Below are 26,171 nucleotides of genomic sequence, written 5' to 3' on the forward strand. Positions count from 1 at the left end.
TGAAACATTATGAGAAATGTCTTGCAGGTTTGGTGCCAGCATAAATAAATTTTCTAATTTAGTCCATCAAATAAACAAAAAGCAATTATAATGAAACAAGAGGCCATTTCTATCCGCCCGTTTATAGGTGCCAAAAATTTTGACGAATCCAGGAACTTTTACCAGGATATTGGTTTTACCGAAGTGGTTTTAAGCCCCGTATTGTCTTTATTTACATGGGGAGAGCTGGGCTTTTATCTGCAAAACTACTATCAGCAGGACTGGGTAGATAATACCATGATATTTTTCCAGGTAAAAAACACAGCCCTTGTTTACGAAGAATTAGCCGCACTGAACCTACCCAAAAAATACAGCTCCGCAAGACTGGTACCCATACGCGATGAACATTGGGGCAGAGAATGCTTTTTACACGACCCATCGGGCGTATTGCTGCATTTTGGAGAATTTTTTTAATTGATCTATCCGGCTTTTATTTAAGATTATAGGCTGCCTGTATTGAATTATATTTATTACGCTTCTGCCAATTAAACATGAGGCACATCAAACTCCTAATAACTTCTGTTGTATTTATCATTACATCAATTTGTAGTTACGCACAAAATTTAAAAACTAACCTTCGCGATCAGCCTTTTGATAACAACTGGAAGTTTTTTTTGGCCGATGATGCTAAAGCCGCTACAAGCAATTTTACAGACAGTTCGTGGCGCGATGTTAACCTGGCCTATGACTGGAGCATAGAAGGAAATTTTTCTCCGTCTAACCCTACCGGCAACGATGGCGGCTATTTACCGGCTGGTATAGGTTGGTACAGAAAAACATTTGTTATCCCTGCAGACTGGACTAATAAAAGTATATCTATTTATTTTGGCGGGGTGTACATGAGCTCTGAAGTTTTTATTAACGGAAAATCGCTTGGTGTTTATCCTTACGGATGTTCTTCATTTAGTTACGAGCTTACCCCCTATTTAAACTATGGCAAAGAAAATACTATTGCGGTACGTGTAGATAACTCGCAGCAAAAAAACTGCCGTTGGTACAGCGGGTCTGGCATTTACCGCCACGTATGGATTACTGCAACCAACAATGTGCATATTGCCCGCTGGGATACTGCCATTACCGCACCTAAAGTTACTGCAAAAGAGGCAACCGTAGAGGTTACTACAATTCTACCGTTGGGGATGCTGGCTATGTACTCGTATGTACTTTTGTAAATTTCGGAGCAGGGCTTCCTGCTGGTGCAGTGCCAGTTAATGCTGCAGGGGGTATTTCACGTATTAAAATCTTTTAAATGAACAAAAAAAAATTATACGTTGCAATTATTATTATTCCAATTGTTTATATAATAATTACACAATATTACTCAAGTAAATCTGCAACTGCGCAATATCACAAATTTAATTCATCAACAGTTGAGGGGATTATTGACTCAGTCTATTTTAAAAATAAGCAAATAGCTTTCAAATTACTGAATAGTGACGAAGAATATGTATTTTTCCCCTATGCAAGCGAATATACTGGTGGAAAAACATTTGATATTTTAGCAAAAAGGGGTTCGAAGGTTTACAAGGCATCATTTTCTGATACGCTTGTCTTGGTAGCAGATCATAATATTTACAAATTTAATTTTTTAAAAAAAGACGCAGATTAGACAAGGAATTACATCTACTTGCCAAATTTGATGTCGTGACTGAAGCGAAGCTAAAAAATAGTATGAAATATGAAGCACATTAAAAATTAAAACCAGCTAAGAAAATGTTCCATTAAAATTATACGTTTATGATCTTGTATTAGGGTAGATTTTCTGAATAAAAAAACACCAATTTAATTATTTACTTACGTATAATCTTGGGGAGGAAACCTCAAGATTATACGTTTTTTATTTTGTCAGCTATTCTAACCTTAAACTATAGTAATCTTTAATTTAGATTGCCTGCAGGCCATTTTTCATGTGAAATGCTGCGGAGCGAAATAGGCCCCTTCCAAAAAATAATTTATTTTTGCAGCCTGGAATACTCCTCAAATTGGGGCATCAGAACTGAAGAAGTTGCTTACACTCTTTGCAGACCCCTACAAGGAAAAATGATAAATAGCTTTTTGAAGATATAGCAAAAGTATCTTCTACAGTAGTGCTTATCTCACCTGATGCGATCATAAAGGTTTAGATGGGTCTTTAACTACCGAAGAAAAAGCCTCCCCCTTAAGTTTAACAGCACAAATATTGCCTGCAAATTTTTCAGGATCTTCTATCTCTATATTTTTGTTCAACCATACGCGGGTATTTTAAATAAATTTTAGATCACAAAATATATAGATATGAATTTAAAGCAGGATACAATTTTTACCTCAAATCCCCAACCTGATAAGGGGCAAAATTTGTTTTTGATAGATACATCGGCTTTTAATTATTTTAAGAAAAATTACCGGACCAGGCTGAGGCCCGAAGACGGTAAAGAGAGAACATTCTAATAACGTATTCTATTCTCCAGCAGTACTCATAGCAATTATTTTTGAATGCTTGCTTCCAAGCCAATAGCTGACGGATAGCCAGATTATAGAAATTGGAACTGCAGCGATCGAAATGCCAGCAATCCCCAAGCCTAAAGCTCCAAGTCCCGTGTAACTCCAGCTGCCTACCTGATCTCCGCCACGGTATACCACGGTATCGATAAAGTTTTTTGCTTTGTAGCGGTCTTCCCTGGATATAGACGTAAATAATATTTCGCGGGTAGGCCGCGAAAGCCCAAAATTACTAACCCTGCGTGCCACCTGTACGATAACGAGCAGCGTAATAGAGGGTATAAGTGCTAAAGTTGTGAAGCCTATAATACTGATAAATGGCAGGCTGCAAAGCACCAGAGTAACACTGGTTGATTTTAAAAGTTTTCCTGCAAGGTACAATTGAAAAACAAGTGTTAGTGCATTGACCCAAAGGTCTATGTTAGCAAAAAAGGCAGTCCGTGCAGCCCTGTCTGTAAAGTTAGCCTCTGCAATTTCTGCCTGCTGGAAATACAGGAAGGTTGACGTTACCGAATTTAGCAAAATAAAAGCCGATATACCCATCAGGTATGGCGAACGTAAGGTATGCGTGAAACCAGAAAAGAGGCTACCTCCAATACTTTTTGAAGCTATTGCTGTCTCCATTTCCTTATGCTCCTGTACATTTAAGCGCGATAATTTACGGGCAGCCAAAATGGCAATCTCCAGCAACACTGCTGCCAGTAGCAACAGGTTTTTCTGACCCAGATGTTCAACGAGCCCGGTGGTAAGGGCAGAGCCTGCAATACCGCCCAGGGTTGCTCCGGCTGCTAAAAAGCTAAAAAGCCGTTTTCCCTGTTCTGCATCGAAAACATCCACTACCACAGACCAATACACCGACACTACAAAAAGGTTGAACACAGAAACCCAGATAAAAAAAGCCCTGCCAATCCATACTTGCTGTTCCGGCGTGGCATTACCCAGCAGAATGAAGAAAACAATCAGGTTTGCTATAAAAAAACGATAAGTGATTGCGATAAACTTTTCCCTTGGCCATCGTTTAGTAGCATAGGCATACAGGGGATTGAGGGCAACCATGGCAATTAAAGTACCTGTAAATAGCCAGGAAAGGTTATCTACACCACCCGCAACACCAAGCTCGTCTCTTATGGGGCGCATCACATAATAGGCTATAAATAGTACAAAAATGTAGAGGAAGGCCCAGCACACGGCCGCCAGCTCATTCTTTTTGACATCTACAATGTGCTGAAGGATATTTAAATAGGATTTTTTTTCTCTCATGAGTTAAAATATAATTTAAGCTTCTCAAATACTGGCTGTGAAGCAGAGATCAAAAAAAAAACCGGCTTTAAAGCCAGTTCTCATTATAAATTACAAACTGCCAATTAATAAAAAGAAGGTTTGTCGAAATTGGTATTGGGTTCGCCAACACCTAAACTTTTCTTTACATACTTTCCTGACGCATCCTCAAGGATATCAACGATAAGCTGCGATACGGCTTCTCGGGTTACCTGCGCTCCCTTAAACGGTTCTCCTTTCTGGGTAAGCTCGTATTTCCTGTTTGCTGATTTGTTGTATAGCCAGGTAAGGCGTAAGATCGTATAATCAAAATCAGGGATTTCAACAAGCTTTACATGCTCTGCAGCTTCCTTGATATGGCCGGCGCCGACCATCTTTTCATTCCACTTTCCAAATTCACCGGGTACTTCATTATAAATGCCCAATATGGAAGCAACAATAATACGTTTAACTTTTTTCTCTTTCATTACTGCTACTATGGTGGCAACACCTTCAGCATCGTTCATATCGTTAAGGTAGATAGCATTAACATCCTGCATGGCAGCCGTTAATGCTTCTCTGTTCTTAAAATCACCATTCACAAGCCGTACCCTGGCACTATCCGTAACGGTAAGCCTACTTGTTACATTTCTTCCGTAAAGCACAAGATTGTAGTCGGTTTGTTCCAAAAGATCATTGGTAACCAATTTGCCAATCTGGCCGGCAGCGCCTAATATTAATACTTTCATTTTTTTTTCGTTATCAAATTTTTTTACATACTGGTTTTTACCCTGTGCTCCATTACAGTTGGGTTTAGTGGCAAACACCACCGTTATAGCAAATAGCGCTATTGCAGTCAAAATAGTAACAGGACGCCTCTCCAACCTTACTTTTGCACGTTCATTCTTATTTTTTATCATCTACTATGTTTAGTTTTTATTGATATTAGTAGCTATGCCGGGCTTCCTATATTACAACATTTTTTTACACGGATATTAGTCAGTGTTAACCACCTTAAAAAGTGCGCCAATAGCTTCAATACCCCGATTGGCCATCCACTGCCATTTTTTTTGCGAAAGGTTAACTATCTCCTGTTCTTCCGCACTATAAGAAATTGATGGAAGCTTTTCTATATTTACTTCTTTCATTGAATTGTTTTTTGAGGTGCATCTTTATTTTACCTGAGTGGATTGTGCCGTTATCCTATAGCCAATACTGCAAAAGATGATCGATGCTAAATTCTGCTACTTGCCCCTCGCTTCAATTAATTGTTACTTGTAGAATCAATAGCCAATTCATTTTTTTCCTGCCAGTCGAACATTGATTTCCTTTTATCAATAAACCAACGACCGTTCAATTTTGTGTAAACATCCTCGTAGTGCATACCTATAGTAGTTTTTATTCTTTTGCCCTCTTCAATGCCTATTAGCGTAACGGTGCAATAAGCAATTCCGGTTGCAGTTTCGTTATTAATGGTAAGTATCTGCTGTCCATTAAAATGATATGCACTCTCAAAGGCTTTTATAAATGATGTGAAGGTTTCTTCGATTTCTAAATGTCCTTTTAAGGTGGAAGTGAGTACCCCCTCAAAATACAGTTCTACAATCGCAGTGTCAGAGAATAGCAACGCCTGTTCTGTCATCTGTCTTTTATCGCCGTAAATTGCAAATAAATCAATTAACTCCCTTAATGCAATTCTGTCTTCGATGTGGCTCATTGTTATAAGTTTTTATTAGTATTATTATCGTACAGCTCATCTGCTACGTGTTCCATCCAGTCAACCGGAGAACCATTTTCTTTTTCCTGCACCGCAATGTGGCTCATTGCATTAGCAGCGGTTGCACCATGCCAGTGTTTTTCATTTGGTTCAAAATATACTACATCACCCGCATAAATGTTTTCCCTGATACCCCCATCGCGCTGTACCCAGCCAACGCCGGATGTTATAATAATAGTTGCCCGTATGGGTGGGTGTGCCATGCGGTACGTGCGCCCGGCTCAAATGTTACGAGCGCCATTGATACTCGTGCCGGTGCAGCAGGTTCGTTAAGCGGGTCGATACGGACAATACCGGTAAAATAGTTAGCCGGTCCTTTCCCTGAAGGCTGTGTTCCAATACGTTTAATTTCCATAATTCTAATACTATTTTTTAAGTAGTTCGCTGTCTTCCTTTAATTAAATTCCATAAAACCGCGGTAAATAACGCCTCCTTTTAATCACTTTTTACAAAGGTGGAACCTTTTCGGGGCATAAGCAGGATACATATTACTGATATTTATACCATTATTACTGATATGGGGCCGCTAAATGAGAGTGCTTGAAATTATACTATACCTTTGATTAACTTAATACAGCAGCTATGGATACGCTTAGAGAATTTAATACTGTAAATGATTACAACTTGTTTAATAATAATGAAACCAAACATCCGCTTATCAGCGTTGTAGACCTGTCTAAGGCAGATCCAAGGTCGGGGTCACGTATGTATTTTGGGTTTTATACTGTGTTTCTTAAAGATGTAATATGTGGCGACCTGGTTTATGGGCGTGCGACTTACGATTACCAGGACGGTACGTTGGTATTTATTGGCCCTGGCCAGGTTGCCGGGGTAAACAGCAATGGAGAAACCTACCAGCCTAAAGGATATGCCTTAATATTTCATCCTGACTTACTTCATGGTTCAGACCTTGGGCGTCACATGGCAACCGACTATACTTTTTTTAACTACCAGTCTAATGAAGCACTGCACCTTTCGGAACGTGAAAGGACAATTGTTCTTGATTGCTTTGCTAAAATTGACTACGAGCTGGAACATGGTATTGATAAGCACAGTAAAAAACTGATCCTCTCGACACTCGAATTGTTTTTAAATTATTGTGACCGTTTCTACGACCGTCAATTTATAACGCGCGAAAACGTACATCAGGGTATTTTAGCGCGGTTTGAAAACCTGTTAAATGATTATTTCGCATCAGAAGAGTTACAAATATCCGGAATGCCAACGGTGGGGTACTGTGCAGAAAAATTATTTCTATCACCCAATTATTTTGGCGATTTAATTAAAAAAGAGACCGGTAGAACAGCGCAGGATTATATACAATCAAAATTAATCAATGCAGCAAAAGAAAGTTTATCTGACGGCAGTAAAACAGTAAGCCAGATAGCTTATGCTTTGGGTTTTAAGTATCCACAGCATTTTGCACGGCTTTTTAAAAAACACGTTGGTGCAACGCCTATGGAATTTAGGGCTGCTAATGATGGGAATATTGGCTTAAATTAAATTTCATACGGTAGTAACAGTAACTTTAATTTCATAATACAAAATCAATTACCCACTGTTTTTTTATGTTCAGCAAATAAAAAAGTTCTGCAATCTTTAAAGTATGTAGTGTGAAAATATCTTATGGTTAAAAAGACCATAAGGTAATGTAAAAAATGTATATTTGCTCTCCAATAACTTACAACTACCAATTAGTATAATCTATCAAAATGAAAAAAATTTTTATAGCACTATTAGTATTCGCATTTTCAAATATAGCATTTGCTCAAAATCAAGGCAGCAACACTAATCTTTCAACTTATCAAAATCCAATTTTTGGTGGCGATTATCCGGACCCGAGTTTGTTAAGGGATGGAAAGGATTATTACATGGTACATTCTTCGTTTGACTATTATCCCGGCCTTATGATATGGCATTCTCAGGATTTGATTAACTGGGTACCGGTAACCAATGCGCTTCAAAAATATGTAGGCGATGTTTGGGCGCCCGACCTGGTAAAGTACAATAACAGGTTTTACATTTACTTTCCTGCCAACAAAACCAACTTTGTAATAAGTGCAGATAATATTAACGGCCCCTGGAGCGAACCGGTTGACCTGAAGATAGGAAATATAGACCCTGGGCACGTTACCGATGATAAAGGTAACCGTTACTTGTATTTTAGTAACGGCGACTATATTGGCCTATCAAAAGACGGGCTAAAAACAGTAGGCGATGTAAAACATGCCTATGATGGCTGGAAGATTCCTCGCGAATGGTCTATAGAATGTTTTTGTATGGAAGGACCAAAACTCTTTAAAAAGGGAGATTATTACTATCTGACTGTTGCTGAAGGAGGAACTGCAGGCCCTGCAACCAGCCATATGGTTGTTTCGGCTCGTTCTAAAACACCATTTGGCCCATGGGAAAATTCGCCCTACAACCCTGTAGTACGTACTGAGAGCGACGCTGAAAGATGGTGGTCTAAAGGGCACAGTACTGTTTTTGAGGATGCCAATGGCAAGTGGTGGATGATGCTCCATGCTTATGAAAAAGGCTTTTACAACTTAGGAAGACAAACCCTTTTGCAGCCGGTAGAGTGGACAAAAGACGGATGGTATAAAATTCCGGATGGTATAAAAACAGATGAGCCCATTGCAAAACCAAAAGGCACTGCTCTACCCCTATTTTCTTTAAACGATGACTTTTTAGGAAGTACACTTAAGCCGCAATGGAAATTTTTTGGTGGGGTAGATACTTCGCGATTTAAAGCGGGCACTAATGGCCTTGAGGTTAATGGTAAAGGAAACGGTGTAGGCGATAGTTCTCCATTAGTTTGCGTTCCTTCTGGGCATTCGTACACTGCTGAAGTAGAAATGGAAATTGAAGGCGATGCCACAGGCGGGTTGGTACTTTTTTACAACAACACTTACTTTTCGGGTATTTTGGCTGATAAACAAGATATAATAACCAACCTAAGGGGATGGCAATTTCCAACAGAAAAAAATGTGCACAAAAGGCACGTATACCTGCGCCTTAAAAACGTAAATAATAATGTGGATATGTTTTACAGCCTGGATGGTAAAGACTGGAAAAAAACAGAAAATTCTGCCGAGGTTTCATCCTACAACCATAATGCACTAAGCGGCTTTTTAGGATTGCGCATTGCCTTATGCTCAATTGGTAAGGGTAATGTAACCTTTAAGAATTTTAAGTATACTGCACTTTAATTTACCTTTAAATCTTTATTGCTGTATTGTTCTGATTTTAGAAACTGTAACCCTCAGAAAAACGTAACAATACAGCAATGGAGAGTATATTTATAAAAATATCCTAATTAAATCTTATTGCTTTTTAGTATAATGGTTGTACCCGCTCCCTGAATTGTTTTTACAATTATCTCAAATTCAATAGCCTTAGCCATATCTCTTACTAAGTGTAAGCCCAAGCCATTCTTAATTCCTACAGCTTCTTTCTCATCATACAATGCCTTAAATTGTTCATCGGTTCCGCCGGGGCCATTATCTGTAATAGATAAAATTATTTTTCCTTCAATTTGTTGTGCGCGCCAGGTAATTTGGGCATTTTCAGTATTTTCTAATACTTTAAACGCATTAGCAGTTAGGTTACGCATAATTGTTTTTAAGTAGTTTATATCTGTAAACAAACTAAGTCCACCATCCGTTAACCATACAATATCCACTTTATTTTTATTTTCAAAAATATCATTCATATCTTCAAAAAGTTCTTTAATGTAGATATTTTCATAATTGGGTTTAAAATTTTCAATCTGTGCCTTTCCCCACAATAATAAGTCTTCCATAGAAGAAAGTAGCCTCCTGGCAGATTGTATGGATAATGCTTCAAACCTTTTTTTTGTTTCCTGATCAAGTAAATCCGGAGCTTCCTGCTGTAAAAGTAAAAACTGGATTAATTCTCCTAACGGGCTCCTTAAATCGTGATTCAAAATATTAAAAAATTGCACTTTTAAACGGTTTGCCTTATCCAGCTCATTATTTTTTTTCTTTCTTAACCTATTTTGATAAAACAGCGCTATAACTATAACACAAACTAAAACAAGCACAATTGTTAAATACAAAAATTGCCTCTCTTTTGCCTTAACATTATACTGGTTAAGCTCTATTTGACGATCTCTTGACTCGATTTCGCTTATGTTTTGCAATGCTGCCAACTTATTCTTATTTTCCTGAGAATATATAGAATCATACAGTTGATGGTATTTTTTACTGTAGCTAAAAGCTTCTGCATAATTTTGTTGTAATTCTTTTAGTTGCGAATAAAGCAAATATGTTTCTGCAAGGTCTTTTTTAGAATTAATAATTTTTATGTCATTGCTTGTTGCTTCTAAAAGTTGCTCTGCCTGCAGCAAATAATAGTTCTTATTATACTTAGTGCCAAACCCGGAAAATTCTGCCCAATTTTTTACCAAGGTTAAATAGGTATCAGTTAACTTTAAATAACTGCTTATGCTGTATGTATTAGGATACTTAATTGATTTAGCAATCTTATAAGCCTCTTCATGATAATCTATCTTCTTATTATAATCAGTATCATAGTTTCCAAGTTTAATTAATACCTCTATCTCTCTTTCAGGCTCACCCAACTTTCTACAAATAGAAAGGCTCTGTAGCAAATAGTTTTTTGCTAAAGCGTTATTGCCCTGTATATGTGCAATTTCGGCTGCAAGATTTATCTCAATAATCCGTAAAAATTTAAGGCCGTACTCGTTAGGTTGCTTACGATTAAGAAGTATAGATTCGTTATTATATTTAATGGCTAAAGGAACGTTTTTTTGTTCCAGATAGAGTTGGGCAATATTGGTAGTTAATAGCCTCCTTATATATTGAACCTTATAATCCTGCTTATCTAATTTGTATTGCTTAATGTAGTCCAGGGCTTTTAACGAATTTTTTAATGCAAGCACATCCATACCCATCATGGCATAGTCTGCGCCAATATTACCGTAAAAATCTACAAAGCCTTTTTTATTTTTAGGAGATATATATCTTAAGCCCTCGAGAAGAAATTCCTGTCCGTAAACAGGATCGAAATTACTAACAGAATAATTTAAAATAAGGTATACATAAGCAATTTGGGTACTATCGCGGTGTTTAACATAATTTTGAATGTTATGCTTTATTGTATTTTTAGACTTTTTGTTATCTATTAAATAAGTCCTGAGCCCATTAGATATATTTGTTTTAGTTTTACTATAAATATCTTTTTGAACTAAAACCTGGTCTAATAACGAATCTAAGACAGGCTTATTCTGGGCATTTAGCTTAAAAACCACTGCCAATAAAATAAAAAAAAGAAATATTTTCTTGATAATCAAATGTCTATAAATTTTGTAACAGGTAATCTTTATATGTTTTACCAATAGGCAATACCGTTCCGTTTTTTAATACAACCTCTTTACTGGCTACTTTAAATATTAATTTTTTTGGCACCGCAAAACTGCGATGTATCCTAATAAAAGATTTAAAAACAGGGTCTTTTAAAACAATACCTAATGAATGAGAAATAATGTGTTTACCACCTTGCGTAAAAACCTGAGTATAATCACTGTAAGCTTCAAAATATAATATATCGTTTAGGTCTAAACGCAATTGGCTGGTACCACTTTTAATCATAAAATTATCCGGTTGCACATCATAACCGCCTGATTGCTTAGCTTGATTCATAAAAGCAGTAATCCTTTCCATGGTTTTTTCAAATCTTTTAAAATCAAGGGGCTTAACCAAATAATCAAGGGTTTCCAGCTCAAAACTTGCAGCAGCATAGTCCGGCGAATAGCTTATAAACACACATACAGGTATTTTATGTGCCCGCTTTCTAAACTCAAGACCATTAATACCGGGCATTTGTATATCCAAAAATAAAATATCTACTTTAATATCATCAATTACCGCAAGGGCTTTTTGCGGAGATAAAAAAGTGCCGATAACTTTAATGTTCTCAAATTTTCTAAGAAATGCCTGTAGCCTTAATTGATCTATTTCGCTATCATCAACTATTATGCAAGTGTACGCATCCATTAAATTTCTTCACTTTTTATTATTACTCCTGTACGTAAATATAAACAAATACTATAGGTTTTATATATATCTGTCACGTAATTCTTAGTCTCAATTTGGGTTTTTTTTTGCCTTTGAGAACAGGGTTCGAATTAAAACGTTTATCGAATATTTTAATCGTTCACCTGTTTTATAAATCGTTTAGCTAAACAAAAAGGTTAAGCGTAAAACCCATTAGGTTTTATAAAAATCATTAGCAAGATTTGCAATAGTTTAAATAATTACCAACAAAAAACACATTTTATGAAAAGAATTGTACTAATACTTTTAATTTTGTTATCATATTCGAAATCCGGATATGCACAATCCTGGACCGTTCCCGGTACTGTTGTGGCTGGCGGAAACGGCTTCGGATCTGGCAACGACCAGCTTGGAAATATATCTGACCTGTATGTGGCCGGCAACGGAGACATCTATATTTCTGATATTACAAACAACAGGGTGCAAAAATGGGCCGCAGGGGCTACTACCGGTGTTACCGTTGCCGGAGGAAACGGCCAGGGTTCGGCAGCTAATCAGCTATCTGCACCTTGTGGTATATGGTATGATGAAGAACAAAGTGTGCTCTATGTTGTAGATGCTTTAAATGCAAGGGTTCAGCAATGGCCGGATGGCGCTACAGAGGGCATTACAGTAGCAGGAGGCAACGGATGGGGCAATGCGCTAAACCAGCTTTCGCTACCAAATGCAATATTTAAAAAAGATGATATACTTTATATTCTCGACGGGAATGCCAGAGTTTTAAAGTGGCCTTTGGATGCAAATGAGGGTATTGTGGTTGCCGGAGGAAATGGATTTGGTTTTGCAGCCAACCAATTAGCAGTGCCGGAATTAACCGGATTTATTTTTGTTGATGATGAAGATAGCATTTATATAACCGAATATTCTGCCGATAGAGTATCTAAATGGGAATCCGGCGCTGCCGAAGGTACACTAATGGCCGATATTGCAGCTACTGGTACTACTAATGTAAGGGTTTCGGGCATAGCCGTTATGGACGACGGAAAATTAGTATTATCATATTCGCATCAAAATCAAAACAGGGTTACTTTATGGCAAAATGGTGTGTTTTTGTATGATGTAGTATCTACCGCGTCCGGCGAATTAAGTCAGCCTCTTAGTATTGCTTTGGATGACGACCAAAACCTTTATGTTGCCGATGCCAATTACAGGATAAAGAAATTTATGTTTGAAGAAGAAGAGGTTGAAGAGCCTGTTGTAAGTGTTGCCACTGTTAGTAATGTAAATGCACAGGTTTTTGTTGGAAGTACACTTCCGTTAACAGCAACAGTAACACCTTCAACATTTTCACAACAGGTAACCTGGACAGTACAGGAAGGCGAAGAATTTGCATCGATTAACGCCACCGGTGTTGTAACCGGTATAACTTCAGGTACTGCTACTATAAGAGCTACATCTGTAGCTAACCCTTTAATTTATGCCGAAATAACTATAACGGTTGTTCCATGCACAATAACTGTAGTTACACAAACAGCTGTTAGTATCTGTAGTGGCAGTTCTGTAAGTTTAACAGCAACGTCATCTGAAGAAAGCGGAATTGTTACATGGTACGAATCTGCAAATGCCGTAACTCCATTTTTTGCTGGCGAAGTATATTCTACAACATCACTGACCGAAACTACATCGTATTGGGTGCAGGTAAATTCTACAAGTACTGCCTGCGTTTCTAACAGGGTTGAAATTGTAGTAACCGTAAACCCAGTGCCGGCTATTCCTCAAGCAGCTGCCATACAAAGCTTTGAAGAAGGTACTACTTTAGCCGACCTTGATATAAGTGTTACAGGTACAACAACATGGTATCAGAATGCACAGTTAACAATTGTGCTACCGGCAACTACACTGCTTGTAAACGGAGCAACTTACTATGTAACGCAAACTACCGCCACGTGCCAAAGTGCAGCCACCGCAATAACGGTTACTGTATGTGCTTTAGAAATTAGTACGGAAACTGCAGTTAGTATTTGCACAGGCAGTTCTGTTAGTTTAACCGCATCATCATCTCAACCGGGCGGAATTATTACCTGGTATGAATCTGCAAATGCTGTAACTCCTATTTTTACCGGAGCAGAGTATACCGTAACAGGATTAACCGAAACCACATCGTACTGGGTACAGGTAAATGCCGCAGGCAATATTTGTATTTCTGACAGGGTTGAGGTTATTGTAACGGTAAATGCCTTGCCATCAAGCCCGGCTGCGCAATCTTTACAAAACTTTGAAGAAGGCGATACTTTATCAGATCTTGATGTAACAGCAACAGGAACAGTAACGTGGTACCAGGATGCCGAGTTAACAATTGTGTTACCTGCCACAACACTTCTTTTTAACGGAGAAACTTATTACGTAACACAAACCACAGCTACATGTGAGAGTGATGCCACTACTATAACCGTAGAATTACTTTTAGGTACAGCCAGTAACAAAATACAGGATCTTAAAATTTATCCAAATCCAACTAAAGATTTTGTTACCATTCAATCCAATACAGATATCTCTAATATTGAGGTATATAATGTAGTTGGTCAGCTAATAATTTCAACTACATCTACAAAAATTGATATGTCTGGCTATATGGCAGGCATGTATGTAATAAAAATAAATACAGTAGACGGAAAAACAACTGTAAAAAAGTTGAGCAAGAAAAACTAACTCTAAAAGAGGTATACTGATATTCTTATTACACAACAAAGCCCTTAGAAAATTTTAAGGGCTTTTTGCTTTGTATTAATTTTAATAATACTATAAAATTTACTTGCTACTACTACTGTATATAATTGTAATAGCACCTTCTGATTTTACTATTTTACGTACTCTTCATCTGTAACATCTTCCAACCAAACGGTTTCTCCTTTTTCCCTACCGGTAATGGCCAACTGTACAAACGCGGTGTCTGTACTTGCTCCATGCCAATGCACAATATTCGGGGGGCATTTAATTACGTCGCCCTTATGTAATATCTTCTTAGATTGCCCTTTTTCCTGATAATAGCCCACTCCATCGGTAACCAGCAGTATTTGCCCTGCCGGATGCAAATGCCATTTGGTTCGGGCACCAGGTTCAAAAGTCACATTACCTACCGTGGTTTGGTTAGTGCTGTCGGCGTTTACAAGCATTTGCAAATATGCGTTTCCTTTAAAATTATTGTTTGTAATTTTTTTACCCCTGCGAAAAACAGAATCCTGTGTTTTGTTAGAGCTAACCTGTTGCACTTCCTTATTTTTATTGCAGGCTGCAAATACAATGCAGGCTAATGGAATTGCTAATAAGATTGATTTTTTCATATATGTTGAGATGTTATTCGGTACGGTTTTTAAGCACTTCATCCAATACTTTCTTTGCGGATTTTGCTTTTTTCCTGCCTGCTGTTTCCTTAATAATGGTAATAAATTCTTTAAGCTTATCTGGCGATACACCCACATTTAAAGAAATCGATAAATGCCCCTGTAGCATTGGGTCGGCATCGCCAATAGTACTAATAACGGCAATAGTTACCAGCTCCCTCTGGGCGTATGTTAAAATGTCACGTTCAAAAATATCGGCAAATAAATGTTCTTTTAAAAATGTGTCGATTGCAGGTGCAAATGCCGAGTATCCTTTAAGCGGCCCTGCTTGCGGTGTTTTTGTAAGTTCTGCTAAAATGGCCTTTCCTCGCTCATACTTTGTGCCGTTGCCTGATATGGCCGAGGCATCTGCTCCTACTATATCATTTATACCCTTTGCTTTTCGTTCATCCAAAACTTCCATAAATGTCTGCTGTCCACGAATACTTCGCGGAAAACCACAATACGCATAAAGGTGGACTATAACCTCTTTAACCTGGTTTACGGTTAAACCAGCCTCAAGGCCATTATTTAATGCCGGCTTTAAATTTTCAAGATCACCTTTTGCGGTAAGCGAGGCAATAGTAATAATGCTTTTTTCCGTAGGGCTTAGCGTTGCATCCTGTGTTGTCATCTGTTGTGCGTTTACACGGTTACTAAACATTGCCATGCCCAAAACCATAAGTAGTAAAGCGATTAATTGATACTGTTTCATAAAGATTTTTATTATTAATTGGTTAAAGGTTAATTAGCTATCGCACCAATTTTAGTTAGCCATTGCTGTACTTTCTTTTGGGCTTCAACTTTCTTTTCGCCTTCCATAACAAACAAAACCCCGTCTCTTTCTATACCGCCTTTAATCGAGAAACCTTCTAATATCGTGCTGCCGGGGCATAATTTTTTTACGGTATCAAAACTACTGCCTATACCGTAGCCGGCATTGGTATTAAACGGCACAATTGTTTTGCCGCCTAAATTGTAGTCTTTTAAAAAGCTTTTAATGGGCGGCGGTAACTGCATTCCCCAGGTTGGAAAACCAAGATAAATTACATCATACGTTGCAATACTGTCAATCTTTGTTTTTAGTGGCGGTAAAAAACCCGTTTCATTTTCTTTGGCTACCTGTGCAACAATTTGCTGGTAGTTTTCAGGGTATGGATTTTGCAGTTCCAATGCTACAAGGTCGCCGCCTATCTGTTGGTGTATCATCTCTGCTACCGCTTTAGTATTCCTGGTGCGGGATAAATAGACTATGAGAATTTTTTTAGCACCCACACTTTTATTGTTTTGCGCTATGGTTTCCTGCGCCTTGGAACATGATGTTAAGCATAAGAAAACAGCAATAGATATTGTATAATATTTTAAGTTACTTTTCATGTAATAAACTATTTATCAAGCCCTTTTTCTTTGAGCCATTTACTCATTAAATCGGCTACTTCAATATTATTCAGGTCAGAAAAAGGAAAATGGGTATTGCCCTTAAGCCCCGCTTCAGGAAGGTGTACTACGGTAACGTCGCCACCGTGTTTGTTTACAGCACCGCGCCACAGCCTTGCCATTTCCAGGCGTGCCCTCCAGCCATCTGCGCCGGGATTGTTAGATGGTTTATCCGGTATATTATCTCCGTAATAGATAACGATAGGGATTTTTGTAAGCAGCATAAAGTCTTTCATTGAAATAGCGGTAGCTTCAAGTGCCCCAGCCGAACTTGCAATGGGCGCGGGCACCTGCCCTTCTGGGAATAAGAACCCGCTTCCCGGCTCGTAAGATACAATGGCTTTTACATTTTTATTTTTGATGGCAGTGAGCCAGCCCATACCCCCTGAATGCGAATGCGTTACTAACACTGCCGGGCCAATTTTATCAAACAGGGCAGATGCCGCATTGACATTTACCTTAATATCGATCTCCCCTATATTGGGTACCATCGAACGGAAGTACTGGTTAAGCGTGGCAGTATCTTTTGCAAACTGCACACCTTCAAAATAATTGGGCCATACACCTACACGAAAAACATCGAACCACTGCTGCTCATCGGGTACCGGATTTATAGTAGCTGCTACGGTGCTACGTCCGGCATTTCCCCTTCGGGGCTGGTCTATTATATACACAGGAAAACGCCTGCGCAAAAAAATGTTCTGGTACCCTTCGCGCCCATCGGGCGTGGTTTCCCAGGTTTTAGAAAACTGGCCTATACCATGCCACATTACTAAAGGATATTTACGCGCCTCTGCCGGCACCTGGTAAAAAACATAGGCATGGTCGCCCCTAAAAGTCTGTCCTGCCGGGGTTGGCTTGTACGGATCGAACGTACCGGGATTTTCTATAACGGTACCACCAATGGCAAAGCTGCCCTGTTGCTCTATAACCAATGGTTTTTGCTTACTTGCTTTTTGTGCATGAAGCATGGGGCCGGCTGCAAGCAGTAATACGCATAGTGTACCCCAATACGATATATTTTTCTTCTTCATTTTTGATATATTTTATATGAATACCGGATGTTACTTTTTATCGACTGACTTTTCAATTACATCCAGCCGTTCTTTTCTCTGGTCTAAAGTGTTACCTGCCGAACCATCTTGTTTAAACTCAAAAACCTCGTTATTAGAACTTTGGTAGGCGGGCCATTGCGGCAGGCCTATACCATTGGGATTGCCTGTTTTAGCAAAATTTACCCAATAGGCATTTATAACTTTAGCAACTTCTTTGTCTTTTGGTGTAAACGTAGCCCAATCGCTATCCTTAAGATCATCAAAAACAAAAGAAATTTCTGAGGCATGCGATGCCCCAAACGGCATCCTTTGCTGTAACGATGCTGGTACATAAGAAAAAAGATACAGGTAAACAGGTGCTCCCTTGGCAGTGAAAGCCCTCGCCGTAAAACGCGCAGGTTCTGCCCATACTTTATCGGTATTTACAAGCGTAAGCATTTTAGCAAAGTCGGCCGTACCATCAGGGTCGTATGCTTTAGAAACTTCACTTTTAAGATTATCAAATAAGGTAAGCAGTTCTTCTTTAGAGCCTGCATTTACAAATCCTGCCGGTACCTCCGCACTGTTAGACCCTATAATTAAAGGAACAAGTGGCTGCCTTCCGGCTTTATAGGCACTCTCGGCAGTCTCGGTAACCAAACGTCCGTCTAATATAGGCCCGGGATAGGTAGGCGCCCCGTTTGGCCCGGCAGATTCCTGCCCGTCATCAACAATTTCGGCAGCGCTTAGTGCCCTAAGTTTTTTAAGGGCAGTTGCATCTGTACCTTCAATAATATAACGTTTGGCAAAATTTACACCAATGGTTTCGGCAGATATAGGATAGTGTATATCGGCATTTTCTTTAGCAATTGGCCTGCCTGTAAGTACGCCATCGCGCCCGCCGCCGGACTCGATAATGGCTTTTTGAAAAAGTCCTCTTGCGGCAGGTATGGTTAATAACGAATGTACCGACACCCCACCGGCCGATTCACCAAAAATGGTTACATTTTTTGGGTCGCCACCAAAAGCGGTAATGTTTTTCTGAACCCATTGTAGGGCAGCAATCTGGTCCATATAGCCATAATTGCCTTTATAGTCGTTTGGCTGCTCTTTGCTTAGCGCCGGAAAGGCAAAGAAGCCAAGGCGGCCCAAACGGTAATTAATAGACACAAGGATTACACCCTGCTTTGCAAAGGCAGTACCATCGGTACCGGCACCACTACCCGCCACAAACCCGCCGCCATGAATCCAGACCATTACCGGCAATTTTGATGTATTTGTAGCTGCTGTGGGTTTCCAAATATTAAGAAACAAACAATCTTCAGATGCATTCTTTGACATGCCATTTCCACGGGGCCAGCCTGCCTGCGGGCAATCAGCACAAAATTTACTGGCATCTCTTACGCCTTTCCATGCAGCAACGGGCTGTGGGGGCCGCCAGCGGTTTGCACCCACCGGTGGCGCCGCGTAAGGTATCCCTTTAAAAACGGCATTACCGTTCTCTATTGCTCCCCTAACGATTCCTGAAGCCGTACCAATCTCGGGACCGTTGCCTGATGCAATGCCTTCCTGCGCCTGCACGTAGAGGACAGAAAGGAGTATTATGCCAATAATTTGTAGCTTTTTCATTGTATTGATGTTTGTCGGTAACCTGTGTTCTTAACTAGCCTTTGTTACTTTTTATTGCTTTTTACGGCACTGTTTAGTGTAGCCATATCAATTACATAACGGAATTTTACTTTGCCGTCGATAACGTTTTGATAGGCTTCATCTATTTTATTTGCCGGTATAATTTCTACCTCAGGATAAATGTTGTTGGCTACAGAATAGTCTAACATTTCCTGCGTTTCAGGGATGCCACCAATCAGTGAACCGTACACTTTGCGGTGCGCAGCATATACCAGGGCGCTCGATGTCATGGTTGGCGTATTTTCATTTGCAGGCAGCCCAACAATGGCCATTTCGCCACCCATTTTTAGCATATTTACATACATCACCGGATCGTATTTTGCAGGAATCGTGCTAATGATAAAACTAAATTTCTCATTCTGCCCTTTTAATTCGACAGGGTTATTTACGTTTACATATGCAACAGCACCTAAACGTTTGGCATCAGCCCTTTTTTCTTCGGTAAGGTCAAAGATGGTTACTTTAGCACCTAACTTTACAAGGTATTGTACGGCCATGTGCCCTAATCCGCCTAAGCCTGCAACGGCCACAGTATCTCCTTTTTTTACATTTGAAAAATGGATGGGAGAGTAGGTTGTAACGCCTGCACAAAGCAACGGGGCCACCCTTTTCATATCGGCATTCTTAGGTATTTTAATTGCATATTTTTCTGAAACCACATAGTTATTTGCATATCCTCCCTGTGTAATTTCATCGTTATGCTTGTAATCCTTAGATTGATATGTTCCAATCATACCCTTTTCGCAAAATTGTTCTTCACCTTTTTTGCAGTGGTCGCACTCCCCGCATGAATTGATAATGCAGCCGATGCCCGCGTAGTCTCCCACTTTGAATTTAGTCACGTTTTTGCCCACTTTTGCAACACGGCCTGCAATTTCGTGCCCACCCACATACGGGTATGTAGTGGGCCTCCATTCGTTTTTACCCATGTGGATGTCACTATGGCAAATGCCGGAATACATGATGTCTATCAAAATATCATTATCACCTACAGCGTGCCTTGTAAATTCTAAAGGTGTAAAATGGGGTTCTTTAGAGGTCATGGCCATACCCTTTGCCCACACACGGCCGTTCTGCGCAAAAAGGCTGGTTGATACCAATAACATTAACGTTATAAAGCTTAGTAGTTGTTTCATTATGCTGTTTTGAGGTTAAAAATAGAGTGGTATTATTTACCTACCCGTTCCTGCAAATTTTGCGGATAACGTGCTCCCACAATTTCTATGTTTTTTAATGCGATGTGCATTATATTGAGGTCTTCCTGATCCAAATTAATTGCAGCGCCCCCTATATTCTCCTTCAGGCGGTTTAACTTTGTTGTTCCGGGTATCGGAACTATCCATGGCTTTTGGGCCAATAGCCATGCTAAGGCTATTTGCGCAGGTGTGGCATTTTTTTGCGCAGCAATGCTTTTAACCAGCTCTACCAGTGCCTGGTTGGCTTTCCTGTTCTCTTCAGAAAATCGCGGCACAATGTTCCTGAAATCCGAGTCTTCAAATTTTGTGTTTTCATTGATAGCACCAGTCAGGAATCCTTTACCCAGCGGGCTGAAGGGTACAAAGCCAATACCTAATTCTTCTAAAGTAGGGATTATTTCTTTTTCAGGCTCACGATAAAACAAGGAGTATTCGCTTTGCAACGCAGTAACAGGCTGCACGGCATGTGCCCTGCGAATAGTATCGGGGCTGGCTTCTGATAATCCAAAATGTTTTACTTTACCTTCTGCTATCAGATCTTTTATCGTTCCTGCAACTTCTTCGATAGGCACATTTGGGTCGACCCTGTGCTGGTAGAACAAGTCGATATAATCTGTCTTTAACCTGTTTAAAGAAGCTTCTACAACCGATTTTATACGCGCAGGGCTACTATCTAATCCTTTAGTAGAATCGCCATCCTGAAACCCAAATTTAGTTGCAATTACCACATCGTTGCGAAAGGGCTGCAATGCTTCTCCCACAACTTCTTCGTTTGTAAAAGGGCCATAACATTCGGCGGTATCAAAAAAAGTAACTCCATTTTCATACGCTGCCCTTATCAGGGCAATGGCTTCCTGTTTGTCGGTAGGTTTGCCATAACCAAAGCTCAATCCCATACAGCCTAATCCTAAGGCTGAAACTTCTAATCCGTTATTTCCTAATATTCTTTTTCGCATTGTTGTAAATTTTAATAGTATAATTATTTTTTTAGTGGGGCTTCTACATCAGAAAAAGCCTGTACCATAGCTGGTAAGCGTTCGCCCACAACCTTAATTGCATTTAGCTGGCTATTGAACTGTTGTAATTCGGCAACACTAAATTTTACGGCAGCAGCCCCAACATTCTCCAGCATGTGCGCCATTTGCGTGGTACCGGGAATGGGTACAATCCACGGTTTTTGTGCAAGCAGCCAAGCCAGCGAAATCTGGGCAGGTGTTGCCTTTTTCTGCTCACCCCATTTTTTAATCAGGTCAACCAGGGCTATGTTCGCCTGTATATTTTCAGGCGAAAAACGGCTTTCCATGCCACGGATATCACCCGGTGCAAAGCGTGTGTCGGCATCAATAGCACCCGTAAGAAATCCTACGCCAAGCGGGCTCCAGGGCACAAAGCCGATACCCAGCTCTTCGCAAAGCGGTATGATCTTTTCTTCCGGGCCACGCCATAGCAAAGAATATTCGTTTTGGATAGCCGTAACAGGATGGATAGCGTGTGCACGCCTTACGGTTTGCACCCCCGGCTCAGAAAGACCGTAATGCACTACTTTTCCTTCTTTTATAAGATCCTTAATTGCACCTACAACATCTTCAATAGGCACATTAGGGTCTACACGGTGTTGGTACAGCAAGTCAATCCTATCCGTACGAAGGCGTTTCAGCATACCTTCAACCACAACTTTAATATGGTCCGGCTTGCTGTTTAAGCCCGGTAGCCGCTGGCCTGTATTCTGGTCGATATTCCAGCCAAACTTCGTTTCTATAACAATCTTATTACGGAAAGAAGCGGTCGCTTCGCCCAGTATCTTTTCTACCTCGAAGGGACCATATGCTTCTGCTGCGTCAAAAAGAGTAACACCATTGTCATACGCTTTGCGAATGATGTTGTGCATTTCAGGCCGGGAAGGAACCGTTGTCTGGTAGGTGCGGCTCATGTTTTGTACACCAAGGCCAATACTTGAGACTTCCAAGGAACCGAGCTTTCGCTTACCCGAAGCCGTTGAAGGAGTTTTGCTATCTTTCCCGGAATTATCATCTGCTCCGACGGATAATGCAAGTGTATCCAAAGGCAACAAAGCGGTTCCTGCCAATACAAGCCCTGCCGTTTTTATAACTGATCTTCTGTTCATATTAAAATATGTTAGCGGGTTAATTTGCGTTCGCTCAGCCATTTTACCATGTTTGGATCCCTGTGGTCAAAAAACAGGCTGGCATTAGTATCTAAGGCTTTTATAGCTTCCATGTCTTTTGTAGATAACTTAAAATCAAAAATGTCTAAGTTCTCGGCCATTCGTTCTTTACGTACCGATTTTGGGATGGCAATTACACCTCGCTGCGTTAGCCATTTTAGGATAACCTGAGCTACCGTTTTATCATATTTTGCTGCAATGGCTGCTAAAACATCATTGGTAAAGATGTCATTTTTACCTTCAGCGAAAGGCCCCCACGATTCGATTTGTACATTATTATCCTGAAGGAATTTCTGTGTATCGGCTTGCTGGTGAAACGGATGTGTTTCAATTTGGTTGATGGCAGGTGTAAAACCGGTGTTAGCGATAAGATCCATAACCCTGTCTGGCTGAAAGTTGGATACACCAACAGCCCTTACTTTTCCCTGATGGTACAGCTCCTGCATGGCGCGCCATGATCCGTAAATATCGCCATACGGCTGATGGATAAGGTAGAGGTCCAAATACTCCAGTTGTAGTAATTCTAAAGATTTATTAAATGCTTTAATGGTGTTTTCGTACCCGGCATCGGTTACCCAAAGTTTTGTCGTAATAAAAAGCTCTTCCCTTGCAATGTTGCTTCTTTTAATTGCTTTGCCAACAGCTTTTTCATTCATGTAAGAGGCTGCAGTATCAATAAGCCTGTAGCCTGTGTCAATAGCATCAACCACTGCCTGTTCGCATTCTGCCAAATCGGCTACCTGAAATACACCAAAGCCAAGTATGGGCATCTCTATACCATTGTTTAATTTTACTTTTTCCATTATTTTTAATGTTTAAAACACGATATATTTCTGTATCGCTGAAAATTATGTCAGTAACAAATTTCGGGATTTAGGAGCGGTAATGTGGTATACAAATTACGGATTTACCAACCATTATCACTGATTATGACTAACAAAGTAAGAATTTGTCGATACAAGATTTTCAATTGTTTAAGTAATCAGTTTAGCCTGCCGAACTTTATTTTTGAAATATTTTTGCCAAGTTCCGGATCGTGCTGAAGGCCTCTTATGAGTCCCGGTATTTCGGCCCATACATCCTGAGTTAGATAGTTGCTGCCCGTACGCGGATAGGTGATAAACTGCTTTTCATATAAGCCCTGGGCTATATCAAGTGTCTCAGATGCAGTTAACCCCTACTTCCGGTTAGCTTCCTTTTGCAATGCCGTCAGATCAAACAGCAATGGAACGGGTTCATGAACGGTTTCTGATAGTATCCTGGATACTGTGGCGTGGCCATGGCGCTGTATCGATTTTAAAGATTCTTCGGCTTCCTGCTGTGTATCAAAATGCAAAGTACCATCGCTCCCGAATTCTATAAATGATTTGGTATGTGACAGCTGAATCTGCCAGTATTTTGTGGGTTTATGGTCACGGTCTTTCAAAAACCTTTTGCAGATTAAGCCTAAGGTGGGCGTTTACACACGGCCAAGGGAGTAAACCCCTGTACCTGCTGCTATACTGAGCGCCTGCGAAGCATTGATTCCGACCAGCCAGTCCGCACTGCTGCGTGCCCTGGCGGCGAGGTACAGGTTCTCGAAGTCTTTTCCCGGCAATAAGTTGGCAAAAGCATGCCTGAGTGCCTTTTCGGTCAGGGATCTGACCCAAAGTGATGCCACAGACATCTGCAATCTCTTTTATCAATATGTTTATAGCGGTTTCGATTACCAGTAAGAGAGAGATTTAGTGTAAAAAGATGACAATTGTGAACAGTTGGTTAGGTTTAACGAATCTCTAAAAATATTTTCATTATTTTTTTGCACATAATTAAATCGATAAAATTTTTATCCAGTTAAAAAAAACGCTATTTTTATCTTGAACTAAGATTTAAAGTTAGAACCCGCTGTACAATCGTGCAGTGATTACTATCCTTTCGGGATGCTTGTACCTGGAAGGCATGGCAACACGCCAGAGTACCGTTATGGGTTTAATGGCAAAGAAATGGATGATGAAGTGAAGGGCGAAGGCTTACAATATGATTACGGTTTTAGGATCTATGACCCCAGGTTAGGGAGATTCTTAAGTATGGATCCCTTATTTTCAGGCTATCCTTATTACACTCCATATCAATTTGCGGGAAACAGGCCAATATGGGCAGTAGATTTAGACGGATTAGAAGAATTAACACGAACTAAAGTAAATGTTTTTAAGATTAATGTATATGGAACATATTATGATGAATTTGAAGATCCAAAGACAGGTGAATATCATAAAGCATATAAGGAAGTCATTCAAGAGGGTGATCCTGGAGCAGAAACTGAAATTACTACATATGATTATCATTATGCAGGAGATTCGCAATATAGACTTCATAAATCATTTAAAGTTACACCAGGGAAACCATTGCCTACTCCTAGTGTCGAAGTACCCGCCACTGATCCAAATGATAATAACAAATTAATTACATCCCCAATCATTGTAAATGTCGAAAAGCCGGCTATTCAAACAACAAAACAATTAGATGTTATAAAGAAAGTGAATCAACCATCGGTAAAGAAGACAGTTCCCAAACCAAATGTGGCAATAAAACAACCAAACAATGTCATTACATCTAGTACAACCACGCGGATTGACAAAGTTAAATTATCGGTAGATTTTGAAAATGATAGGAAAAACTTTGCTGATCCTCAAGAAGCAGCAAAAATATTAGGACCAATTTTAAACAAATTAAAAGCAAATCCAAATAATACAATTACATTAAGTCCTAATACTTATTATAAAAAAAATAAAGATATACTTGATATGGGAGGGTTAATGGCTGATGGCGATACTTCAAATGAACTTGTAAAATTGAGAGGACAGACATTAATCAAATGGTTTACCAGTAGAGGTGTAAATCCAAATCAGATTAAGATAGATACCTCAAATAGTTATGATAAACAACCGAATGTCACAGGTACATTAACTACTACTACCACTACTAAAAACAATTGATATGATTATAAATAAATTACCTCAATTTAAATATATTATGAAAATAAAATTTCTAACCTTTTTTTTTCTAATTTGCAATTACGCCTATTGTCAGGAAGAAGATTATGTTACAAATATTTTCAGTGATGAATTTCATTTCAACACCAATAAAGTTTTTTTAAATAAAAATCAAGATTTGGTATTTTTTACAGATATTTATTCAAATTCCAAACTTAAATTGGGTGAAATTCAAAATGATTCAATCTTTTTCAGTAGCGTAAAATTTACGCCTCAAAAAAATAGATATTTTCTAAGGCGCATTTATCGGAAAGATACAGTTAATGGTGAGTACAAGCGAGTTGGTAATTATATTTTAAAAGAAGCTGATATATCTAATTACCAAGAGGTTATTTTCAGAAAAGTAGCAAATGCCGATTCTTTTTTTAAATGTGGCGATAGTATTTATAAAAATACAATTTTAAAAAAATTTTTTAGCAACACAGGTGTAATTATTAATAATTTAAATTCTAATGAAATCTCTGTAAATATGATTGCAGAAGATTGTAAAATTATTAATTCTGAAACTTATAATTTTAACTACGTCGAATATTCTGAAAGCGATAAATTTTTATGCTTGAAAATAAGGGATTTTTTTATTTTCTACTACCCGAAAAACAGATAAAAGACAACGTAATTTCAAAGAT

General features: G+C 39.2%; 24 protein-coding genes and 2 pseudogenes. 8 read left to right on the forward strand and 18 right to left on the reverse strand.

The features are described 5' to 3' along the window. Positions 1 to 90: 90 nt before the first annotated feature. The 3 genes from G509_RS0103540 (at position 91) to G509_RS0103550 (ending at position 1,648) form a co-directional block, all read left to right on the forward strand. Positions 91 to 453 carry a VOC family protein gene (locus tag G509_RS0103540; RefSeq protein ID WP_026990263.1) on the forward strand — a complete coding sequence of 121 codons (363 nt, stop codon included), beginning with the start codon at positions 91 to 93 and terminating at the stop codon, positions 451 to 453. A 77-nt stretch (positions 454 to 530) separates the two neighbouring features. After that, entirely contained in the window at positions 531 to 1,211 is a 681-nt protein-coding gene (locus G509_RS0103545) for a sugar-binding domain-containing protein (protein WP_026990264.1), read from the forward strand. A gap of 77 nt (positions 1,212 to 1,288) precedes the next feature. Next, complete coding sequence (locus G509_RS0103550) at positions 1,289 to 1,648, forward strand: hypothetical protein (protein ID WP_026990265.1); 360 nt, start codon at positions 1,289 to 1,291, stop codon at positions 1,646 to 1,648. A gap of 827 nt (positions 1,649 to 2,475) precedes the next feature. On the opposite strand, the gene G509_RS0103565 is transcribed toward G509_RS0103550, so the two are convergent. The 6 genes from G509_RS0103565 to G509_RS23630 all read right to left on the reverse strand — a co-directional run bounded on the left by G509_RS0103565 (position 2,476) and on the right by G509_RS23630 (position 5,906). Beyond that, entirely contained in the window at positions 2,476 to 3,777 is a 1,302-nt protein-coding gene (locus tag G509_RS0103565; RefSeq protein ID WP_035738447.1) for an NTP/NDP exchange transporter, read from the reverse strand. A 104-nt stretch (positions 3,778 to 3,881) separates the two neighbouring features. Then, a complete protein-coding gene (locus G509_RS0103570) occupies positions 3,882 to 4,694 on the reverse strand; it encodes an NAD(P)H-binding protein (RefSeq protein WP_207382726.1) in 813 nt (270 codons plus the stop codon). 75 nt (positions 4,695 to 4,769) lie between these two features. Further along, positions 4,770 to 4,922 carry a hypothetical protein gene (locus G509_RS23275; protein WP_154657761.1) on the reverse strand — a complete coding sequence of 51 codons (153 nt, stop codon included), beginning with the start codon at positions 4,920 to 4,922 and terminating at the stop codon, positions 4,770 to 4,772. 116 nt (positions 4,923 to 5,038) lie between these two features. Then, complete coding sequence (locus G509_RS0103580; protein ID WP_035738449.1) at positions 5,039 to 5,491, reverse strand: nuclear transport factor 2 family protein; 453 nt, start codon at positions 5,489 to 5,491, stop codon at positions 5,039 to 5,041. A gap of 2 nt (positions 5,492 to 5,493) precedes the next feature. Continuing rightward, complete coding sequence (locus tag G509_RS23625) at positions 5,494 to 5,754, reverse strand: cupin domain-containing protein (protein WP_207382727.1); 261 nt, start codon at positions 5,752 to 5,754, stop codon at positions 5,494 to 5,496. Further along, positions 5,718 to 5,906: a cupin domain-containing protein gene (locus G509_RS23630; RefSeq protein ID WP_207382728.1), complete on the reverse strand. Its 189-nt coding sequence runs from the start codon at positions 5,904 to 5,906 to the stop codon at positions 5,718 to 5,720. Before G509_RS23630 ends, G509_RS23625 begins: the two co-directional genes overlap by 37 nt. Positions 5,907 to 6,133: 227 nt before the next feature. Here G509_RS23630 and G509_RS0103590 point away from each other — a divergent pair, with 227 nt between their 5' ends. Together G509_RS0103590 and G509_RS0103595 are read left to right on the forward strand one after the other, a co-directional pair. Continuing rightward, on the forward strand, positions 6,134 to 7,054 hold the full coding sequence (locus tag G509_RS0103590; protein ID WP_026990269.1) for a helix-turn-helix domain-containing protein: 921 nt from the start codon (positions 6,134 to 6,136) through the stop codon (positions 7,052 to 7,054). Positions 7,055 to 7,263: 209 nt separating this feature from the next. After that, positions 7,264 to 8,763, forward strand: a complete 1,500-nt coding sequence (locus G509_RS0103595) for a family 43 glycosylhydrolase (protein WP_026990270.1) — start codon at positions 7,264 to 7,266, stop codon at positions 8,761 to 8,763. Positions 8,764 to 8,870: 107 nt separating this feature from the next. Here G509_RS0103595 and G509_RS0103600 read toward each other — a convergent pair whose 3' ends face one another. Further along, complete coding sequence (locus tag G509_RS0103600; RefSeq protein ID WP_026990271.1) at positions 8,871 to 10,889, reverse strand: ATP-binding protein; 2,019 nt, start codon at positions 10,887 to 10,889, stop codon at positions 8,871 to 8,873. A gap of 4 nt (positions 10,890 to 10,893) precedes the next feature. After that, positions 10,894 to 11,592, reverse strand: a complete 699-nt coding sequence (locus G509_RS0103605; protein WP_035738451.1) for a LytR/AlgR family response regulator transcription factor — start codon at positions 11,590 to 11,592, stop codon at positions 10,894 to 10,896. A gap of 282 nt (positions 11,593 to 11,874) precedes the next feature. On the opposite strand from G509_RS0103605, the gene G509_RS21405 reads away from it, so the two are divergent. Further along, positions 11,875 to 14,301: an Ig-like domain-containing protein gene (locus G509_RS21405; RefSeq protein WP_035738452.1), complete on the forward strand. Its 2,427-nt coding sequence runs from the start codon at positions 11,875 to 11,877 to the stop codon at positions 14,299 to 14,301. Between the two features lie 149 nt (positions 14,302 to 14,450). On the opposite strand, the gene G509_RS0103615 is transcribed toward G509_RS21405, so the two are convergent. From G509_RS0103615 to G509_RS23705, 10 genes and pseudogenes are all read right to left on the reverse strand, one after another. Continuing rightward, the gene (locus tag G509_RS0103615) at positions 14,451 to 14,933 is read right to left on the reverse strand and encodes a cupin domain-containing protein (protein WP_026990273.1); all 483 of its coding nucleotides are present in this window, start codon (positions 14,931 to 14,933) and stop codon (positions 14,451 to 14,453) included. A 13-nt stretch (positions 14,934 to 14,946) separates the two neighbouring features. Further along, entirely contained in the window at positions 14,947 to 15,687 is a 741-nt protein-coding gene (locus G509_RS0103620) for a carboxymuconolactone decarboxylase family protein (protein WP_026990274.1), read from the reverse strand. A gap of 29 nt (positions 15,688 to 15,716) precedes the next feature. After that, positions 15,717 to 16,349 carry a flavodoxin family protein gene (locus tag G509_RS0103625; RefSeq protein WP_026990275.1) on the reverse strand — a complete coding sequence of 211 codons (633 nt, stop codon included), beginning with the start codon at positions 16,347 to 16,349 and terminating at the stop codon, positions 15,717 to 15,719. Between the two features lie 8 nt (positions 16,350 to 16,357). Further along, a complete protein-coding gene (locus G509_RS0103630; protein WP_117590916.1) occupies positions 16,358 to 17,443 on the reverse strand; it encodes an alpha/beta hydrolase in 1,086 nt (361 codons plus the stop codon). A gap of 30 nt (positions 17,444 to 17,473) precedes the next feature. Next, a complete protein-coding gene (locus G509_RS0103635) occupies positions 17,474 to 19,072 on the reverse strand; it encodes a carboxylesterase/lipase family protein (protein ID WP_026990277.1) in 1,599 nt (532 codons plus the stop codon). A gap of 44 nt (positions 19,073 to 19,116) precedes the next feature. After that, positions 19,117 to 20,268 (reverse strand): NAD(P)-dependent alcohol dehydrogenase, encoded by a 1,152-nt coding sequence (locus tag G509_RS0103640; RefSeq protein ID WP_026990278.1) that lies wholly within the window; start codon positions 20,266 to 20,268, stop codon positions 19,117 to 19,119. Positions 20,269 to 20,300: 32 nt separating this feature from the next. Continuing rightward, positions 20,301 to 21,284 carry an aldo/keto reductase gene (locus tag G509_RS0103645; protein WP_026990279.1) on the reverse strand — a complete coding sequence of 328 codons (984 nt, stop codon included), beginning with the start codon at positions 21,282 to 21,284 and terminating at the stop codon, positions 20,301 to 20,303. Positions 21,285 to 21,307: 23 nt separating this feature from the next. After that, the gene (locus G509_RS0103650) at positions 21,308 to 22,453 is read right to left on the reverse strand and encodes an aldo/keto reductase (RefSeq protein ID WP_026990280.1); all 1,146 of its coding nucleotides are present in this window, start codon (positions 22,451 to 22,453) and stop codon (positions 21,308 to 21,310) included. 11 nt (positions 22,454 to 22,464) lie between these two features. Next, positions 22,465 to 23,316: an aldo/keto reductase gene (locus G509_RS0103655; protein WP_026990281.1), complete on the reverse strand. Its 852-nt coding sequence runs from the start codon at positions 23,314 to 23,316 to the stop codon at positions 22,465 to 22,467. A gap of 179 nt (positions 23,317 to 23,495) precedes the next feature. Next, a pseudogene (locus G509_RS23705) lies at positions 23,496 to 23,960 on the reverse strand (DNA topoisomerase); the annotation flags it as partial. A 469-nt stretch (positions 23,961 to 24,429) separates the two neighbouring features. Here G509_RS23705 and G509_RS0103670 point away from each other — a divergent pair. Together G509_RS0103670 and G509_RS0103675 are read left to right on the forward strand one after the other, a co-directional pair. Next, a pseudogene (locus tag G509_RS0103670) lies at positions 24,430 to 25,488 on the forward strand (RHS repeat-associated core domain-containing protein); the annotation flags it as partial. A gap of 1 nt (position 25,489) precedes the next feature. Next, positions 25,490 to 26,149: a hypothetical protein gene (locus tag G509_RS0103675; protein ID WP_026990285.1), complete on the forward strand. Its 660-nt coding sequence runs from the start codon at positions 25,490 to 25,492 to the stop codon at positions 26,147 to 26,149. Positions 26,150 to 26,171 lie beyond the last annotated feature (22 nt).

It is taken from the genome of Flavobacterium subsaxonicum WB 4.1-42 = DSM 21790, from assembly GCF_000422725.1.
Lineage (GTDB): Bacteria > Bacteroidota > Bacteroidia > Flavobacteriales > Flavobacteriaceae > Flavobacterium > Flavobacterium subsaxonicum.